14 protein-coding genes are annotated in these 19,607 nt (G+C 37.9%); 2 read left to right on the top strand and 12 right to left on the bottom strand.

Going from position 1 to position 19,607, the window contains the following annotated elements; genetic code table 11:
* Positions 1-24: 24 nt before the first annotated feature.
* The 3 genes from GILLI_RS01345 to GILLI_RS01335 all read right to left on the bottom strand — a co-directional run bounded on the left by GILLI_RS01345 (position 25) and on the right by GILLI_RS01335 (position 4,521).
* Positions 25-1,422 carry a tetratricopeptide repeat protein gene (locus GILLI_RS01345; protein ID WP_006987318.1) on the bottom strand — a complete coding sequence of 466 codons (1,398 nt, stop codon included), beginning with the start codon at positions 1,420-1,422 and terminating at the stop codon, positions 25-27.
* Positions 1,423-1,531: 109 nt separating this feature from the next.
* Complete coding sequence (locus GILLI_RS01340; RefSeq protein ID WP_006987317.1) at positions 1,532-2,710, bottom strand: aspartate aminotransferase family protein; 1,179 nt, start codon at positions 2,708-2,710, stop codon at positions 1,532-1,534.
* The gene (locus GILLI_RS01335) at positions 2,707-4,521 is read right to left on the bottom strand and encodes an OstA-like protein (RefSeq protein ID WP_006987316.1); all 1,815 of its coding nucleotides are present in this window, start codon (positions 4,519-4,521) and stop codon (positions 2,707-2,709) included. The genes GILLI_RS01340 and GILLI_RS01335 overlap by 4 nt, the downstream gene beginning before the upstream one ends.
* Before the next feature lie 246 nt (positions 4,522-4,767).
* Between GILLI_RS01335 and GILLI_RS01330 the strand changes: the two genes are divergently transcribed.
* Both GILLI_RS01330 and GILLI_RS01325 read left to right on the top strand, forming a co-directional pair.
* A complete protein-coding gene (locus GILLI_RS01330; RefSeq protein WP_006987315.1) occupies positions 4,768-5,535 on the top strand; it encodes a ferritin-like domain-containing protein in 768 nt (255 codons plus the stop codon).
* A gap of 27 nt (positions 5,536-5,562) precedes the next feature.
* Positions 5,563-6,393, top strand: coding sequence for a ferritin-like domain-containing protein (locus GILLI_RS01325; protein WP_006987314.1), 831 nt, complete (start codon positions 5,563-5,565; stop codon positions 6,391-6,393).
* A 77-nt stretch (positions 6,394-6,470) separates the two neighbouring features.
* Here the strand turns inward: GILLI_RS01325 and GILLI_RS01320 are convergent, their stop codons facing one another.
* The 9 genes from GILLI_RS01320 to GILLI_RS01280 form a co-directional block, all read right to left on the bottom strand.
* Complete coding sequence (locus tag GILLI_RS01320) at positions 6,471-7,742, bottom strand: adenylosuccinate synthase (RefSeq protein WP_006987313.1); 1,272 nt, start codon at positions 7,740-7,742, stop codon at positions 6,471-6,473.
* A gap of 6 nt (positions 7,743-7,748) precedes the next feature.
* Complete coding sequence (locus GILLI_RS01315) at positions 7,749-8,207, bottom strand: Fur family transcriptional regulator (protein WP_040506291.1); 459 nt, start codon at positions 8,205-8,207, stop codon at positions 7,749-7,751.
* A 28-nt stretch (positions 8,208-8,235) separates the two neighbouring features.
* Positions 8,236-10,443: a RelA/SpoT family protein gene (locus GILLI_RS01310; RefSeq protein ID WP_006987311.1), complete on the bottom strand. Its 2,208-nt coding sequence runs from the start codon at positions 10,441-10,443 to the stop codon at positions 8,236-8,238.
* 42 nt (positions 10,444-10,485) lie between these two features.
* On the bottom strand, positions 10,486-11,718 hold the full coding sequence (locus GILLI_RS01305; protein ID WP_006987310.1) for a M48 family metallopeptidase: 1,233 nt from the start codon (positions 11,716-11,718) through the stop codon (positions 10,486-10,488).
* A gap of 31 nt (positions 11,719-11,749) precedes the next feature.
* A complete protein-coding gene (locus GILLI_RS01300) occupies positions 11,750-12,892 on the bottom strand; it encodes a DEAD/DEAH box helicase (RefSeq protein ID WP_006987309.1) in 1,143 nt (380 codons plus the stop codon).
* 208 nt (positions 12,893-13,100) lie between these two features.
* Positions 13,101-13,904 (bottom strand): TrmH family RNA methyltransferase, encoded by an 804-nt coding sequence (locus GILLI_RS01295; RefSeq protein ID WP_006987308.1) that lies wholly within the window; start codon positions 13,902-13,904, stop codon positions 13,101-13,103.
* A gap of 119 nt (positions 13,905-14,023) precedes the next feature.
* Positions 14,024-15,337 (bottom strand): amidohydrolase family protein, encoded by a 1,314-nt coding sequence (locus tag GILLI_RS01290; RefSeq protein WP_006987307.1) that lies wholly within the window; start codon positions 15,335-15,337, stop codon positions 14,024-14,026.
* Positions 15,338-15,348: 11 nt separating this feature from the next.
* Positions 15,349-18,318 carry an amidohydrolase family protein gene (locus GILLI_RS01285; RefSeq protein ID WP_006987306.1) on the bottom strand — a complete coding sequence of 990 codons (2,970 nt, stop codon included), beginning with the start codon at positions 18,316-18,318 and terminating at the stop codon, positions 15,349-15,351.
* Between the two features lie 82 nt (positions 18,319-18,400).
* Complete coding sequence (locus GILLI_RS01280; RefSeq protein ID WP_006987305.1) at positions 18,401-19,474, bottom strand: DUF3810 domain-containing protein; 1,074 nt, start codon at positions 19,472-19,474, stop codon at positions 18,401-18,403.
* Between the last annotated feature and the right edge of the window lie 133 nt (positions 19,475-19,607).

The following is a 19,607-nucleotide window of genomic DNA, read 5'->3' as shown; positions in this document are numbered from 1 at the left end:
ATTTTGGGTAAATATAAATAATTATCAGGAGGTCTTGAGGTAAGAGTTAATCATTTCTTTAACACTTTTTCTGCAGAAAATCTTCGGAAAAAGTTCTTCAATAATGATGTAATATTCGGCATCTATTTTAAGGCCGTTATTTAAATGGAAATATCCTTTATCACCTTCATTTAAATTGAAATATAAACCGGCAAACCTATATTCTATTTCGGCTGTTTCAGGATAAAATTCAACAGCTTGTATTAAATTTTGTATTGCAGATTCATACTCCCCAAGATTGATAAGGATGTCACAGCGGCGTATCCAGGTTTCCAGTTCATAATTTCCCAGATCGATTGTTTTTTGGTAGCCACGTTCGGCCTCTTCAAAAAACCCTAATCTGCTGTTTATCTTGGCATATCGCTTCCAGTAAAGTACGTTTTCTTCATCAATAGCAATCGCTTTATTGATGTAGTATAAAGCTTTCTGGAAATTTTTCTTTTTGTAATAAAAATCGGTGATAGCAATCCAGCCTTTATCCAAAAGCGGATCCTCGTGAACTGTTTTTGAATAATGTTCCAGAGCCAGTTCATTCTCGCCTAATTTCTCAAAACATTTCCCAATTCTAAGGAATGCAAAGGAGGTTGGATCATCAAGATCCAGTGTGATTTTATAATTTTCTATCGCTTCGTGAAAACGGCCTAATTTCTCAAGGACTTTTCCTTTTTCAAGATAAGCTCCAATAAAATATTCATCGCTTATTATTGCAAAATCAAAAGCAGTTAATGCTTTTTCCAGGTCTTTTAAGTCAAAATATTGTTTTCCTATTTGATGCCAGGCGACTTCACAATATGGGTTTTTGTCCAAAAACATATTCAGGTAATCAATCGCTTCTGTTTTTTGTTCTAAAAAATCAAAGCAATACATGATATTATATAAGGAGGAATAATCTTCTTCATCCGCCTCCAGGCATTTCATGAAACTGAATTTTGCATTTTCAAAATCCTCCATAAAAAGGTATTCCATGCCAAGTAATGAATACACATCGGCTTCATCCATGGAGATTTCCAATGCGAGTTCCAGCATTTCGATCGCCTTTTCGTGATCGTCCCTTTTAGAGAATATATTGGCTTTTTGAATATAAATCTCTTCGTTGGAGGATTCCAGGTCGTAAAGTTCATTCAACAAACCATCAGCCAGATCAAGTTTATCTTCAAAAACGAGGATTTCAACCTTGTAAAGTTTAAGGTTTGTAGAGGTTGGGTGTTGTGCCAATCCTAACTTCACCGCTTTTTTTGCCAATGCAATTTTACCATTTTCTAAATAATGGTTAATGATATCCTCAAATTCTTCTGAATCAAAAAACAAAACATCATTTGTTTTTAGCATTGATTCAAACCGGGTAAGTGAGAAATTGTTTTCTTCGTTATGACTTAATAGCATACACTGGGGATTACGGGATTTCTACAGTTTTAAAGTTACCTATGTTTAGCATTCAACCCTGTTGAAATCGATATTGTTTTTAACAAAGTAATGAACAACTTATGAGCTATTACTTTATGTCATTAAGAATGTCAATAATAATGCCACATCCTTCTCTTATTTCTGCCATTGAAATGGTGAGCGGGGGCGTGATTCGAATGGCCTTTTTCTCAAAAAGCAACCAAAATAGAATCAATCCTCTATCCTGACATTTCAAAATGATTTCTGTTGCAATTTCTTCAGAAGGGGTTATCAGCGCCAGCATCAAACCTTTTCCTCTTATTTCTTTTAAAAGCGGATGTACCAGTAATTCCCGAAAAAGCTTTTCTTTCTCCAGGCTTTCTGCCATAAGGTCAGATTGGATGATTTCTTTAAGGGTAGCAAGGGCTGCTGCTGCAATTACTGCATTTCCTCCAAAAGTAGTAATATGTCCTAATTTTGGGTTATCCATTAAAAGGTCCATTACTTTTTCTGAAGCTGTAAAAGCACCAATTGGAAGTCCGCCACCCATTCCCTTTCCCATAACCAGAATATCCGGTATAACCTGGAAATGTTGAAATCCAAACAATTTACCGGTACGTCCAAATCCGGGTTGGATCTCATCCAGGATTAATAAGGCGCCCACTTCCTCACATCTTTTTTTAACTTTTTCTAAGTACTTATTGACGGGCAAAATAAAACCTGCGCCACCCTGGATGGTTTCAAGCAATACAGCCGCCGTTTTATGTGTGATCTTTTTTAAATCGTCTTCTAAATTAAATTCAATAAAGGAAACATCGCCAATAAGAGGGCGAAAAGGTTTCACTCGTTCTTCATAATCCATCAAACTGAGGGAGCCCATGGTATTTCCGTGATAGGCATTTTTTGCCGCGATAAGTTCTGTTTTTCCAGTTGCTCTTCTGGCTAATTTTAAAGCGCCTTCAATAGCTTCGGTTCCCGAATTTGTGAGGTAGGTCTTATTTAGGTTTTCTGGAAGTTGATGCGCTAGTAACTTTGCGTATTCCACAGCAGGGCCTTGAGCATATTCTCCATAAACCATCACGTGCAAATAGCTGTCTAACTGTTTTTTTACTGCATTCACTACCCTTGGATGACAATGCCCTAAGCTGCAGGCGGAAACTCCTGCTACAAAATCCAGGTATTTTTTCCCCTGAATCGAATAGATATAGGATCCTTTGGCATGTGAAATTTCCAAAGCCAAAGGATGTGGGGTTGTTTGAGCCTGGTATTTTAAAAAATCTTCTTTCAATTGCTTTCTCCTTCTTCTTCTTTATCTTCTTTCAATAATTCTGGTCTAATTGTACTTTCGGGAACTGCTGTGCTATCCTTTTCCTTATCTTTTAAATCTCCAGGTTTTAAGCGGGAATTTTCATTTAGTAGGGTTTCTGCAGAATTGCTTTCATCGAAAAAGTCGGTTTCTTCTTCAGGCAAAGGAATTCCTTTAATCTGTCTAAGTTTTGGTGCAGGTTTTCCGGCGAACAGATCATCTTTCGATTTTAGCTGTTCGTCTCCTCGCCAGTTGAAACCGCTTAACTCCCTCGCATTTTGGGGGAATTCTTCGGGAGCAGTGAGGGTTCCATCCACCTGTTTGTAATAATAAATTTCCTGTATAACTTGCTCCTGGAACAGGATCTTTATAGAACTGGAAAGGGTTTTGTTAATCCCAACTAATTCCGTTGCTTCATTACGCGTATAATAAATTGTCTCTGTATTCTTTACAATATCTACCTGGTATAACTCATTATTTACGAACAAACCTGTAAGTTCCTGTCCTTTAACTTGATTGTAGCCCTGGATACTGTCCTTTTGAACAAGAAATGCGTTATTGAACACCTTTAAAGAATCGAGTTGCTCGGTCTCCGGATCGCTTAAGATATGAATGGTATCTCCTGTCATTTGATTATTTCCAGACCAGATAACCGGGCTTCTTCTTTTATCGATTGTGGAAACCGGACCTTTATTGATATTTATGAGCTTTGTAAGACCGGATTTTTGGTTGAGATATATGGAATCGCTTTTCCCACTCATATCGGTTTTGAACATTCGTACATCATAATACCCCCGGATAATCCTGTCTTCGGGTTTTCCCGTTATCATAATGGTGTCGCTATGAATAAATACAGAATCTTTATCCTGAAGGGTTGCTGCCAATGCTCTTTTTGTGATGAAAACAGAATCCTTATCCCGAAAAACTTCAGCATAATGTCCGGTAATCAAACTTTTGTTGAGTGTGTCGGTAACTTTTATATTATTTGTGCCAGATGCAAAAGCATTATTTCGGTTAAAATAAAGACTGTCTCCTGCCAGAATCCTATTCTCATAATCTATCCTGGAATTTTTCACGAAATACCCTGTGTCATTTCGGGTATCATAAAAACCGCGTTCACAATATACTGTGCTGGTCTCGCTTTCTATTGTGGTTGGGCCGTAGAGATACGCATGTCCTGTTTCGGAATAAAAATCAAGTTGCTCAGAATTTATTACATATTCCGGATTGGTCACTTTTACCTTTGAAAGAAAGGAATATTTATCATCCTCCATAAAATACCTGCCTACCCGGCTGGTTAAAACACTTGCAGAATCTCTAACAGTACCACCACTTCTATAATATGCCTGTTGTTTTATCCTGTCAAAAAACAAGGTGTCTGTTTCTAAGGAGGTTTGAGGGCGTGTCATTTTCACCTTTCCGCTGGCGAATGCAAATTGTGTGGTTCCATTATATTCGGCGTAATTGCTTTGCATAGTAACGGTATCACCCTGCTGCATTCGTACATTTCCGTAGGCCTTGAAAAAATTATCCTGATCATAATGAATGGCCTGATCACACCATATTTCAATTCCTTCGTGAATAAAATAAACCTGGTTGGTTACTTTACTCAAAATTATTGCACCCGGATATTTGATCTCATCCTTTAGGGTACGGTCACTGGTATAATCTATTTTCTTGGTTTCCTGGGCATAGGTTGGGGCTACACCGGTTATGATTACAAAAAGGAATATTATTAATAACGCTGGAACTTTCACAGGAATAAATTTGTACCAAAAGTAATTAAAAGCCATTAAAGAACTTGTTTTTATGTGTCAATAATATTTAGAGATACTCCTTTTAGCATGCTGAATAATCATTGGAAGTACCTATTAACAGGTGCGTTTGCTATGTTTAAAAAACCCAAATAATCACAAACTTTTAAAAAATTAAGATAATTTAACCAAATCAATATCTCTTTAGGATTAAATTAACGCATGTAAGGAAACCATACTCGCTTTAGCTACGTAAGTTTGGGCATAATCAACAAAAATAGAATTATGAAAAAACCAGTGATTAAAGTGCAGAAAAAGGAATTTGCACCAATTGAGAACAACAACTCACGTAGACAATTTTTGAAAATGGGAAGTTTAGCAGTAGTAGGATCCGGCTTTTTACTATCCTGTAGCAATGACGATGATTTTACAGAGCCAGTGGACCCGGAAGAAGTTTTTGACCTTGGAAGCGGAAATTTGGGAATCTTAAATTACGCGTATGCCTTAGAACAACTTGAAGCTGATTTTTATACCAAAGCAGTTGCAGGAGCTTATTATACAGGATTGGCAGATGACTCTGAAGAAAAACAAATTATTAGAGATGCATGGTATCACGAAGTAATACACCGTGAATTCTTTAAAGCAGCCATTAGTGATGTTGCTCCAAATGATATCTTGCCAGAATTGGAATTTGATTATGGATCTATAGATTTCGATAATAGGGATTCAGTGCTAAGCACAGCTCTTCTTCTTGAAGATACCGGTGTATCTGCATATAATGGAGCAGGTAAGTTAATTGACGTGACTGCCCCATTGGGTGATGTCTATTTATTGCTTGCAGGAAAAATAGTTTCAGTAGAGGCTAGACACGCAGCTGCGTTTGCAGATTTAATTAACCCAGGTACCACTGCTTTTGCTAGAGATGGCATCTTGGTAGACTTAGGTGGAACAGGATTGTCTTATGATAAAGCATTACCGCCAAGTGAAGTTATTGCAGCGGCTGGCGGATTTATCACAACTGAATTTACAGCAAATCAATTACCAACCTCATAATTAAATTATTAATTTAAAACGAAAAAAATGAATTTTATAAAATTATTAGATAATCTTTCTAATCAAGAATTTTTGAATTCTAAAGGTTCTAGGAGAGATTCCTTCAAACAATTTGGAAAAACAGGAAAAAATATTGCTTTAGCATCCATTCCTTTTGCATTAGCTGCTACTAGTAGCAAAGCAAAGGCTGCAACGGCATCAATGTCTGCTGCGGCATTCCAAGCTACACCATCAGAGGTGTTAAATTTTGCTTTAACTTTAGAATACTTGGAGCGTAATTTTTATCAAATAGCGATGGATACCGATGGACTTATTCCTGAAGCAGATCGTGCAGTTTTTGGACAAATATTAAAACATGAAAGTTCTCACGTAGAGTTTTTCAAAGCAGCTGTAGAAGGTTTAGGCGAGGAACCTATTCCTGAACCAACTTTTGATTTTACAGGTGGAGATTTGATGTTGGATACTTTTGAGAACTATGCAACTTTCATGGCATTATCTCAAGGTTTTGAGGATACTGGTGTAAGAGCCTTTAAAGGTCAAGCTGGAGCATTAGCAAATGATAATGATTTATTGACTTTTGCTTTACAAGTTCACTCTGTAGAGGCAAGACATGCTTCTCAAGTACGAAGAATGAGAGGACAAAAAGGATGGGTAACTGGCGGTACAGCCGCGAGTAACGGAATTCCTTCTGTTTTCGATGCAATATATGCAGGAGAAGCAAACACTGTACAAGGTGGTGTAGAGCTTGCAGGATTGTTTCCTGATTTTGGAGGGCCGCAAGCCGTTCAGGAAGCCTTTGATGAACCATTGACTATGGACGAAGTACTAGCTATAGGTGGGATATTTATCGTTTCATAATTCTAGATTAATTTGAATTATATTGAAAAAGCCTTCCAATTTGGAAGGCTTTTTTTATTTGATATTATTCCAAAAAATTATCTCTGAATTGTTTGCTTTCTATCTGGTCCCACAGAAATTACAGAAATCGGAGTTTTTAATTCATCCTCCAAAAATTTCACATAATCCATAAATTCAGACGGTAATTCCGAAGCTTCTGTCATCTTAGTGAGATCTTCTTTCCAACCTTTAAACTCAGTATACACAGGAGTAACATTTTCCGGTTCTATATTGTAGGGTAAATGTTTTATTTCTTCGCCTTTATAATTATAGCCTGTAGCGACTTTTAAAGTTTCAAATCCACTTAACACATCACCCTTCATCATAATGAGTTCTGTGATCCCGTTGATTTGAACGGCATACCTAAGAGCTACCAGGTCAAGCCAGCCACAACGACGCGGGCGGCCTGTAGTAGCGCCAAATTCATTTCCTACTCTCCCCATTTTTTCACCAACTTCATCAAATAACTCGGTAGGGAAGGGGCCGCTTCCTACCCGGGTAGCATAAGCCTTAAAGATCCCGTAGGCTTTTCCTATCTGGTTGGGTGCAACGCCAAGGCCTGTACAGGCTCCTGCCGCGGTTGTGGTAGATGACGTAACAAAAGGATAGGTTCCAAAATCAATATCGAGTAAAGATCCCTGGGCTCCTTCAGCAAGAATGGTCTTACCCTCTGCCTGAGCTCTGTATAAATATTCTTCACTGTCTATAAAAGTGAGTTCCTTGAGTGTTTTTACCGCTTCAAAGAATTCAAGTTCCAGCTCTGCCAGGTCGTACTGAATCTGTACATCGTAATAAGCGATCATACCCTCGTGCTTATCGGCAAGGGTGCGGTATCTGTCTTTCCAGTCTTCCAGTTCCAGATCGCCAACTCTTAATCCGTTCCTTCCGGTCTTGTCCATATAGGTAGGTCCTATTCCTTTAAGGGTAGATCCTATCTTGGCTTTTCCCTTGGAAGCTTCAGAAGCTGCATCAAGCAAACGGTGGGTGGGTAAAATTAAATGGGCTTTTCTGGAAATTAGTAAATTAGATTTATAATCTATGTTATACTTATCAAGATTCTTAAGTTCTTTCTTGAAGATCACGGGATCTATAACTACCCCGTTTCCTACCAGGTTTATCGTGTCTTTATGAAAAATACCTGAAGGTATGGTGTGGAGTACGTGCTTTTGCCCGTCAAATTCCAAAGTATGGCCGGCATTTGGCCCTCCCTGAAAACGTGCAATGATGTTATATTTTTCGGTAAATACATCTACAATTTTACCTTTTCCCTCATCTCCCCATTGTAATCCTAGTAGTAAGTCTACTGCCATAAATATTTAATTAGTTGGTTCTTTTTTGGTGCCGTAAAAATATAAAGAATGTTTAGAAACATCAATATTAAACACCTCTTCTATTGTTTGTTTTATACTTTGTATCCTTGGATCGCAAAATTCTATCACTTCTCCTGTATCTGTAAGGATGATATGATCGTGTTGCCTGTCAAAATAGGATTTTTCATACTGGGATTGATTTTGCCCAAACTGATGTTTTCTTACCAGTCCGCAAGCCAAAAGCAATTCTATGGTATTGTAGAGCGTTGCCCTGCTCACCCGGTATTTCTTATTTTTCATTTTAATGTAGAGTGATTCTATATCAAAATGTTCCTCGTGGTTATATATTTCCTGAAGAATTGCAAATCTTTCGGGAGTTTTACGATGCCCCTTTTCCTCCAAAAATTTGGTGAAAACATTTTTGACTATTGCCTGATCATTTTTATTGGCTACTTTCTTGCTCATAATATTCCTTCCCCGCAAAGGTATTAGTTTATTCTCTTGAGACCTGATCTATCCCATTAATTTTTTTAAGATGTGCGATCAGGATATTCAAAATAGAGTTATTTTTTACAATTAACGTTATTTTCCCGGTAAAAATTCCGGCAGAACTTTCAAAATTAATACTTCTCATATTAACGTTCATGCTATTGGAGATTTCCCGGGTAATTTCACTTACCAACCCAAGGTTATCTATCCCGGTAAGTTTGATCACCGCTTTGAAGTCTTGTTGTGATGAATCTATCCATTTTGCCTTAATGATCCTGTAAGCATAATTGCTTTGAAACTGAATTGCATTAGGACAATCCTTCTTATGTACCTTAATACCTTCACTTACCGTTATGAATCCAAAAACATTATCCCCGGGGATTGGATTGCAACAGTTTGCAAGTTTATAATCCAGAACTTCTTCATCCGGACCAAAAACCAATTGATCATACTTGGAGGAAAACTCTTCTTTATCAAGATCTTCAGCAATCGATGGTTTTTTTATCTTGCTTTTTATATAACTCACAAAAGCATTGCTTCTGGATGATGTAAATTCTTTTAATTTAACATTGTCTATCTTTCCTGATCCCACCCTGTAGAAAAGGTCTAAGCTTGTCTTTAATTTAAAATATACCACCAGTTCATTGATGATACTTTCATTAAAACTTAGTTTTTGAGACTTGAGTTTTCTCGCTAAAATTGCCTTTCCTTCCTCGGCTATCTCTTTTTTCTCGTCTTTTAAAGAGTTTTTGATCTTCGCCCGGGCCCTTGCAGTTGTTGCATAATCTAACCAGTTAGCATTAGGTTTTGCATTTTCAGAGGTAATGATCTCAATTTGATCTCCGTTTTTAAGCTCATGGCTTAAGGGAACAAGTTTGTTATTAACTCTGGCACCTCTGGTATGCAATCCAATTTCTGTATGAATGCTGAATGCAAAATCCAGTGGTGTAGAACCTTTTGGCAAGGATTTTAAATCTCCCTGCGGAGTAAATACAAATATCTCCTTTGCATACAGGTTTAATTTGAATTGTTCAACAAAGTCTACGGCATTGGTTTCAGAATTTTCCAGGGCTTCCTGCAACCGGTTGAGCCATTCCTCCATATTTTTCTCTTCCTGTTCCTCCCCATGTTTATACTTGTAATGAGCTGCATACCCTTTTTCGGCAAGTTCATTCATGCGCTCACTGCGTATTTGCACTTCCACCCATCTTCCTTTAGGGCCCATAACCGTTATGTGAAGCGCTTCATATCCCGTAGATTTAGGGGAAGAGATCCAGTCTCTTAACCGGATAGGGTTTGGGCGAAAATGATCTGTAACGATGGAATAGATCTTCCAGGCCAGAAATTTTTCATTGGCAAGATCACTTTTATAAATTATACGTACGGCAAACTTATCAAAAACCTCATCGAAGGTAATATTTTGAGCCTGCATTTTTTTACGGATGGAAAATATGGATTTGGGCCTGCCTTTAATTTCATATTGCAGATGTTCCTGATCCAGAGAATCTTTAATTACCTTGGTGAAATCATGGATATACGCATCTTGCTCCTCCTTGCTTTCCCTTATTTTATTGAGAATATCCGTGTAAACCTCTGGTTCAGTATATTTTAGAGCTAAATCTTCCAGTTCTGTTTTTATGCTATAAAGCCCTATTCTATGAGCAAGTGGAGCATAAATATAGAGTGTTTCTGAAGCGATTTTCACCTGTTTGTCGGGTTGCATGGAATCCATGGTTTGCATATTGTGCAACCTGTCTGCGATCTTGATGATTATTACCCTCACATCATCATTTAGGGTAAGCAGCATTTTTCTGAAGTTTTCTGCCTGAAGGGAAACATCCTTGTCTTTTTTTAAACTCGATATCTTGGTGAGTCCATCTACGATCTTGGCAACCGTTTTGCCAAACATTCGCTCTATTTCCTCCAGGGTAAAAAGCGTGTCCTCTACAACATCGTGTAACAATGCAGCGACAATGGATGTAGCATCTAAACCTATTTCCGAAGCGACTATTTTGGCCACCGCAATGGGGTGAAAAATATAAGCTTCACCAGATTTTCTACGTTGTGCTTTATGGGCATTTACAGCAGTATCAAAAGCCAGTCTTATAAGTTTTTTATCATCATCAGAAAGGAACCGGTAACTTATGCGCAGCAGCTCCTTATATTGCCGGGCAATATTTTTATTTTCCTTATCTATTTCAACTTCTGTCATGCTATAAAATTACGATTTAGATTATAAACAAACAACTACAAACTACCCCTGAAGGTTTTTATATCGTTGTAAAAGAGTAGGGTGAGAGTAGTGCATGAAAACGTATGCTTTGTGCGGAGTTAAGTTGCTTAAACTGGTTCTTGATAGCTTTTTTAAACCCGAAATTAAAGCTTCCGCATTATAGGTATTTTTCGCAAAATCATCTGCCTGATATTCAAATTTTCGGGACAGGTAATTCATAATAAGACCTGTAACCTCAGAAATTGGACTATATAAAATCCCAAAGGCTATTAATCCTATGTGAAAATTCGGTTCCGAAACCCCCAATGCCTTTGATAATAGTGGATTTCCTACAAATAAGGAAAGGAGCCAAAGGGTAAATCCTGTTGTAATAATAGAGGCGGTGATATTTGCAAAAACATGTTTTTTCTTGTAGTGTCCTACTTCATGAGCAAGTACACTTAAAATTTCTTCTTCCTCAAGGTCATTGATAAGTGTATCATACAGTGTAATTCTTTTTTCCGAACCAAACCCTGAAAAATATGCATTTGCTTTGGTGCTGCGTTTCGAACCGTCTATCACAAAAATATTATTGAGTTTAAAACCTACTTTTTCTGCATAATTTTCAATTTTAGACCTTAAGGAACCTTCCGGTAAGGGAGTTTGCTTATTGAATAACGGAACTATAAGTTTTGCATAAAACATGGTTACAAATAAGGTGAAAACTGTTACCAGGATCCAGGTATACCACCAGAATTCCTCTTGTGTGATAGTATAGAACCAAACGATAAGAGCCAAAATGCCTCCTCCCACAACAGCCATGAGTACCCAGGACTTGAGTTTGTCCAAAAAGAAAGTAGCTTTGGTGGTTTTGTTAAAACCATACTTTTCCTCGATTACAAAAGTGCTGTACCAGGAAAATGGTAGTGTAAGTAGATCACTTGCAAACAGTATAACCCCGAAGAATATCAAAGCGATAAGGATTGAATTTTCGGTAATACTTCCAGCGACGGAATCCACATAGGCAAATCCGTCAAAAAATAAAAATGCAAGCATTAGTAAAACAGAAAATGTGGAAGTGATCATGCCAAATCTGTAACGCTCCTTTTTGTATCGCTGGGATTTTTCATATTCATTTTTGTCATAGACATCCTGTAATTCCTTGGGAATTGCATCATCAAAATGCTTTGCATTAAGGGTGTCAAGAACTTTATCGATTATAAAATCGATAATGATAATGGCAACGATTATATAAAATAAGGTTTGTGGAGTCAAATTGATTAGTTTTTAAAAATTAAAGGTGCGTTTAATATCCATGAAGCTCTATATTTTCAGTATCGATCATAGTAACCCATTTTCCCATCTTTTTCTGAACGATCTTAAAGTGATGTTCTTCTTCAGGAGAAATAAAGGAGATCGCTTCTCCGGGAGATTCTGCGCGGCCGGTTCTACCTATGCGGTGAATATAATCCTTGGGAGATCGGGGCAATTCATAATTGATCACATAAGGCAAAAACTGAATATCTATTCCCCGTGATATTAAATCGGTTGCAACTAAAACGCGCAGTTCCCCGGATTTGAATTTACTCAAAGCTTCGGTCCTTGCTTTCTGACTTTTTTTACTGTGAATTGCCTTGGCTTCTATTCCGTTTTTGCGCAGTTTATCGGCCACATTATCTGCTTTATAAGTTGAAGATGTAAAAACCAATACCTGATTTAAATCCTTGTTTTTGATGAGATACCGTAAGAGTTGGCCTTTTTTTTCTTCCTGCACAAAATAAGCAAGTTGGGTGATTAGGTCAATCGTATCGCTTTCCGGTTCAATTTTAACAACCAGAGGATCGCGCAAAATGATTTGTTTGATATTGGTAACATCGTCATTCAGAGTGGCAGAGAACAGTAAATTTTGACGCTTTTTGGGCAAAAGTGCAAATATGCGGTTCATTTCTTCTTTGAACCCCAGATTCAACATTTTATCCGCCTCATCCAGAATCAGAGTTTCGATATTGGATAATTTTACGGCATTAGATTCAACCAATTCCAATAACCTTCCGGGAGTAGCAACTAAAATATTGACACCCTGTAATGCCTTCATTTGAGGATTTATGGCAACGCCCCCAAAAACTGCCAGGGATTTTATTCGTTCCGGAAGCGCCGATCCAAACAACCGGAAAACTTCTCTTACCTGCATTGCCAATTCACGGGTTGGCACAAGAACCAAAACATTTACGTGCCTGTTTTTTGAAGTAGTATTGTTTCTTAAATTCATTAAAACCGGCAATACATAACCCGCGGTTTTTCCCGATCCTGTTGGGCCAATTCCCAGGACATCCTTTCCATTTAAAATTGCCGGGATTACCTCCTTTTGAATGGGGTATGGCCGATTGTAATTTTGATCTGCCAATGCTTGGAGTAACGAGGGAGATAAGCCTAAGGAAGAAAAATCCATGATTGTATGTTCTTGTTATGGTTGAAGAAATTTCAAGTTGCAAAGATACGGGAAAATCCAATCCTAAACATCAAAGCCATTTAACGAATCCCGAATCTACGGTCTTAATAGGAGTATTTTGTTGTCGGGAAAATAAAAAAGGCCAAACCAACTTTTTTCAGGAAATGTGAGATCTTTTTTAGTTGTCTTAAGGCTGATTCTGAATAATTCAAAACCCGCGTTGCCTTTTTGCTTCAAAGATTATAATACCTGCAGCTACAGATACGTTCATGGAATCTATTTCTCCATGCATGGGAATAATGATGTTTTGATTGGAATTTTCAAGCCATTCCTTGCTCAGGCCAGTGGCTTCTGTACCAACCACTATTGCGCAAGGAGCAGTGAGATCTATAGCACTATAATTTTTTGAGGCCTGCAATGCTGCTGCATAGATACCGATGTTTTTATTTTTTAAAAATTTAATGATCTCTGAAGTGGTCCCGGTTGCTATTTTATTGCTGAAAACACAACCTACGCTGGATCGTATGATATTTGGGTTGAAAAGATCGGTTTTAGGATTTGCAATTAAAACCGCATCTAAATTTGCTGCATCGGCGGTGCGAAGAAGCGCTCCAATATTTCCCGGTTTTTCGGGTGCTTCAGCTACAAGGATAAGTGGGGTTTTGGAATCCAACTGAAGATTTTCCAGACTGGTATTTTTGGATTTAACCACCCCTACCAATCCTTCGGTGCTCCCGCGATACGCGATCTTATTATAAACATCGGCAGAAAGCTCTGTGATCTCCGGGTGATATGTTATGTTTTTGAGCAGGGCTGAAAGTTGTCCTTCATTAAACAATTCAGCACAAAAATAAATTTCATCAATTTCAAAACCACCTTTAATTGCAAGGCTTATTTCTCTTATTCCTTCCACGATAAAAACACCTTCCTTTTTACGGGAACGTGACTTTTCCTGAAGCTGTAAAAGTCTTTTTACCGCTGGATTTTGAGCGCTTGAGATCTGTTTTATCATCCTGCTAAAATAAGCAGATAAGATGGAAAAAGGAGCTGTAAAACCCATAAAATTAATAACCCCGCCTGGGGTTGAAAGCCTGGCGGGGTTACTAGGTGAAAAGTCTCAGAAAATAGAATCTACTTTTTTTTCTGAGACTTATACTTGTTTGAATATCGTTGATATAATTCTGTTTGATGAGTTTCAAGGCTAACTTCCCGTCCTTGAATAAAGGCTTTTATAATTCTATTGCCCCTCATATCTAGTGCATCTCCTTCGCTTATAAATAAGGTTGCATCTTTTCCTCCTTCCAGGGTTCCAACAAACTCATCGATGCCCAAAATTTTTGCGGTATTGGAAGTGATCAGTTTTAAAGCATCTTCTTTATCCATTCCATGTGCAGCTACCGTTCCCGCATAAAAAGGTAAATTTCGTGTGTTCATGGTTTCCATTTGGCCACTGCCTTCCAACCCCACCAAAATTCCGGCGTCTGAAAGGGTTTTTGCCAATTTATAGGAAGCGTCATAATGATCTCCATCATTACTAGGAGTTAGATGAGGCCTTTGAGCTAATACAGCAATGTTATTGTCCTTCAACTTATCCGTAACTTTATAAGCATCATAAGCTCCCACCAGTACCATTTCATTTAAATTTTGATCTTTTTTAAACTGAATCGCATCCAGAATCTCCTTTTCACCGTTAACGTGGATATAAACTTTCTTTTGTCCGGTAAAAACAGTCTCCATCGCTTTAAAAGGTAAATGAATATCTATTTGTTTGCCTGCCAAAAATGCTTTGGAATTATTAAAAAACTGAGATAATTTTAAAACCTGATCTGCATATTCTTTATTCGGTTTCATTCCACGTTCTTCACCTAACCACCAACGTCCTCTTGTAAAACTATTTGGCCAGTTGATATGCAACCCGTCATCTTTCTTTATCGCCGCATCTTCCCAGTTCCAGGCATCAAACTGAACAATGGAGGAAGTACCGGAAATGGTCCCTCCCCGCGGAGTAATTTGTCCAATCAACACCCCGTTAGGTCTCATGCTTTCCACGATTTTACTTTCGGCATTGTAAGCGATCAAACTCCTTAAATGCGGTAACATTTCTCCTATTTCATCTTCATCATCTGTAGCTCGCACTGCCGCGATCTCGACAAGCCCCAAGGTTGAATTTGGTGCGATAAAACCGGGGTACACATGCTTCCCTTCCGCATTTATAATCTCGCCACGGTACTGCATCTTGGTAGTAAGGGCATCCATGACATGGGTGATTTTTCCGTTTTCAAATATAATAAGGCTGTTCTCGATTACTTCCCCGTTCCCAAGATGTGCCTTTGCGCCTACTATTGTGACGGCTTCTGTTTGTTTGGGCGCAGGAGTTTGTTGGGCTGTTATATTTCCGGTAATGGAAATTAGCAGCATTAGTATGGTTGTCCTAAATATTTTCATTTTTGTACTTTTTAATGTATTTCCAGGGTATTGCAGTGAATATGCTGTTCTTCTTTCGGGCTAACAGGTCGGGTTTTTTCTCCTCCGTTTTTAGCACTCAGCATTTGTCCCGTTAACAGGTTTTTTTGAAGCTCAATTTCCTCCCGCATCGCTTTATCTTTTTCGAGATCAAAATAAACAGCCCCTTCAATCAAGGTTTTCTCTGCTTTGGTGTAAATGGACAGTGGATGTCCGGACCATAAAACAACATCGGCATCCCTTCCGGTTTGAACACTTCCAACATATTGTTCAATATGCATAAGTTTGGCCGGGTTTAAAGTGACAAATTTCCAAGCCTCTTCTTCCGGAACACCTCCATATTTCACAGTTTTTGCAGCCTCCTGGTTCAATCTTCGGCTCATTTCACTGTCATCGCTATTTATTGCAACGGTTAATCCTGCATCATACATAATTGCTGCATTGTATGGGATTGCATCCTTTACCTCGTATTTATATGCCCACCAGTCTGAAAAAGTGGAAGCACCAACCCCATGTTCCTTCATTTTATCGGCAACTTTATAACCTTCAAGAATATGTGTGAAGGTATTTATTCTAAAGTCAAATGCCTCTGCCACTTTCATTAACATATTGATCTCACTTTGAACGTAGGAATGGCTTGAAACATAACGTTCCCCATTTAAAATTTCAACAAGGGTTTCCATTTCAAGGTCTTTTCTGAAATTTTTATCGTTCTTCTTTTCCTGCTCATATTGTTTAGCTCTTCCAAAGTAATCTATAAAAACCTGTTCTACGCCCATTCTGGTTTGTGGGAAACGGTTTGCGCTACTTCTATTGGACTGCTTTACATTTTCGCCTAAAGCGAATTTTATAAATTTAGGGGCTTCTTTAAAGATCATATCCTGTGCGGGAGCTCCCCATTTCAGCTTCAATATTGCAGAACGCCCACCAATTGGATTTGCAGATCCGTGCAAGAGCTGAATCGTGGTTACACCACCAGCCAAATTTCTGTAAATATTGATGTCATTGGGATCAATGACATCTTCCATAGTAACCTCTGCAGTAGAATTATGTCCGGATTCATTTATGGCCGAGGCTGCTAAATGTGAATGCTCATCTATAATTCCAGCGGTTAAGTGCTTTCCAGTAGCATCTATAACTCTGGTGTTTCCAGCGTTTAAATCTTTTCCTATTGCTGAGATCTTTCCGTTGGAGATCAGGACATCTGTATTTTCCAAAATTCCCTGCTCTGTATTGGTCCAGACAGTAGCATTTTTAAATAAAATGTTTTCCTGCTTGGGAAGGCTGGTATTTCCATACGCCATATTTGGGAACGTTACGGGGAGTACTTCAAAGACCTTTATTTCTTTTTCTTTTTTATCGGAATCATCGGCCGCCGGTTTGGTTTTCACCGCTGTAAAGGTAGTTTCCGAACCATTATTCAAAATAGCCTTACCGGAAATCTCATCAGATTTTGAAGTCACTTTAGCCTGAAGGCGGGTGAACTCTGTTTTGGTAGAATCTGGGGAAGAAAGTAGTAAATTTATCCAGGTATCGTCATAGGATAGCTTGGATTTTATTTTTTTATCACCTAGTTTTACTTCGGCTTTTGGATCGTTTGGTTTTCCGGAGATCTTCAATTCATATTGATTCTCATCCACTTTCAGGGAATAGGTTCCTCTAAGATCTACCACATTCATATTTTCCAGCATTGCTCTTTCTCCCAGAACCCAGTTTTCATATAGAACAGTTTCTTTATCAAAAAAATCTCCTGAAGTGATCAGGAAATTTGCCCAGGCGCCTTCTTTTAAAACGCCTAATTTATTTTCCTGTCCTATTATTTTTGCAGGGGTAGTGGTAAGCGCAGCTAGTGCAGCTTTTTTATCCAATCCATATTCTACAGCTTTTAGAAGATTAGGTTTGAATTTCTTTTCATCTTTTAAGTTATGTGTGGTAAGTACAAAGGGGATTCCTTTTTGAGCAAGCATTTTTAAATTGGTAGGTGCCTGGTTCCAACGTTTCATATCCTGTAGGCTCACATAATTTGCCATAAAAGGATCTTCAAGGTCATATGCTTCAGGAAAATTAAGCGGAACTATTATAGTAGCATTGGTGTTTTTGATCTCATCAAGTTTTTCAAATTCATTTCCACTTCCAAAAATGACATATTGAACCCCAGAATCATCTCCCACTTTATCTGCTCTAAGTTCATCAAGTAAGTCATCTGTTTTAAAGATCTGGACCAGATCCTTATTTCTGTTCAATGCTTCTAAAGCAAGATCTTTGTTTTTTGATTTTCCCTGGGCATACCATGACGCATCCAAATAGGTTTGGCGCAATAAGGCCATAGCGCCCATAATAGAAGTGGGGTAGAGTTGCCGGGATTGATTGCTCTTTTCAAAAGATAAATATTGAGCAGACCTGTCGCTAATAATCCTCTCACCTTCGGTTCCCTCAGGTTTAAGTGCAACCAAAATCCCGCTACCGCGTATTATTCCATCTGCTACATGAGTGTTTACCACACCAAATCCGTTTTTATGGAGTTTTTCAGCTTCCTCTTTATTAAAACTAAAATGTTCAATAGCTTTGTTTTCCGGGCGAATGTGGTCATTCCAGTAATATCCTTCGCGGTTAGCCTCATACTGCGGTTCCCCGTTTTCATTTCCTGCCCGTGTTGGTTCTTTAATTCCAAATTCACTGTAAATATCTATAAAGGAAGGATATACTTCTTTTCCTTTAAGGTCAATACGAATACTGTTTTCCGGAACAACGATTGATTTCCCAATGGCGGTGATCTTACCGTTCCTTACTGCAAACATGCCATTCTCTATAATGGTGTTGGGATCTACATGGATCTTTGCATTCTCAAAGACCATATAATTATTGTTTTTAGCTTTTACTCCCTTATTATCCGGAAAATACTCCTGGGCCTGCAAGCTACTATGCGCCAGGAAAAGGGTTAAGATTAAAATTTTAAATTTCATAAAATAGTGGGGTGAATTTTTTGTTGAAAATAATTTATTTAAAAAAGGAAATTTAAGAAAAATTTAATAAATAGAATTTTCTTTAAAAGGCATTTTCTACATCATCAAAATAATTGACGAGCAGGGCCACTACATAGCTATAGCTTTTCATTCCGTCCTGCTGATTATTAGCCTTTAAAAATCCATTATAGGTGAACTGAAAAATGGGTTCAAAAGGATTTTTGTGTTCCTCCCAAAAAATGCGTACTTCCTTGTAGTTTTCCAAAACTCCCGGATGAATTTTTTTCAACAAGGCATCTGCTTTTGTTTTGTCCCGGATATAAAGTTCATTTAAACAATAACGTAAAGCGAAGGTAAAGCCCGAATACCTGAAATACGGGTCAGGATGATGCATAGTTGCTAAACAAGCGATAAAATTGGCTTCATTTTCCTTTGCAAACCCCAGTTGATGTCCAATTTCGTGGCTTGCGGTTGTTGGGATTTTATACTGTATTATTTGGGTGTTTACCTGGGCTTCGTTTGTCAACGGATTCAAGTACCCGTTAAAACCCATATAAGTGAGCGGAATGCTGTATAGGGATGGTTTTAATGATCTTCCTTCATAATTGAGTTTAGGGTAATTAACACTTAAATAATCAAATCCTTCAATGGTTGATTTAAGCAGTTTTCCTTTTTTAAATTCATAAGGCACTTTCAAAGAATCGTTGTCCATAAGTTCTTCGTGAACTTCATTGGATTTTTTAATAAGGGTTTCCGTCAATAAAACAAGTTCTTCTGTGGTATAGGTATTCTTGATTTTAAGTGTTTTATGCAGCGGAAGCCGGTAATAATTTAGTCCCCAAAAAATATGAAAACAGAAATAGATGATAGAAAAAACCGCAAAAATTTCAAGGATCCATTTTTTGGGATTTCGAAAGCGTGACTTTGCTCTTAACACAATCCATCGTATTATAGAAACAATAAAAAAGGTATAGAGCAAATCTCCAAATGAAAACGGAATAACACCCAGAGAGTAACGCATAATCCGGGAAATGTATGGATATAACCCTGTGCTGTACCAGTTTTCAATAAAAACAGGAAACCCCGCAATAATTTTTATCGCAATATATTGAAGAGGTAATAAAATGGCTAAAATGAGCGTGGTCTTCTTTTTCACTTTCTAAAATTACAAACTAATTAAGCAGCGACAAATTTTCATGCTTTGTTTATTACTAATACCTTTGTGAACACACTATATTATTTAAGTAAAGCAAACTTTCTAACTAAGGTAATTATTGTAACAAGCCTTG

The organism is Gillisia limnaea DSM 15749 (genome assembly GCF_000243235.1).
Classification (GTDB): domain Bacteria; phylum Bacteroidota; class Bacteroidia; order Flavobacteriales; family Flavobacteriaceae; genus Gillisia; species Gillisia limnaea.
The sequence above is the reverse complement of the archived record's forward strand: the minus strand, read 5'-3'. Positions and strand labels throughout refer to the sequence as shown.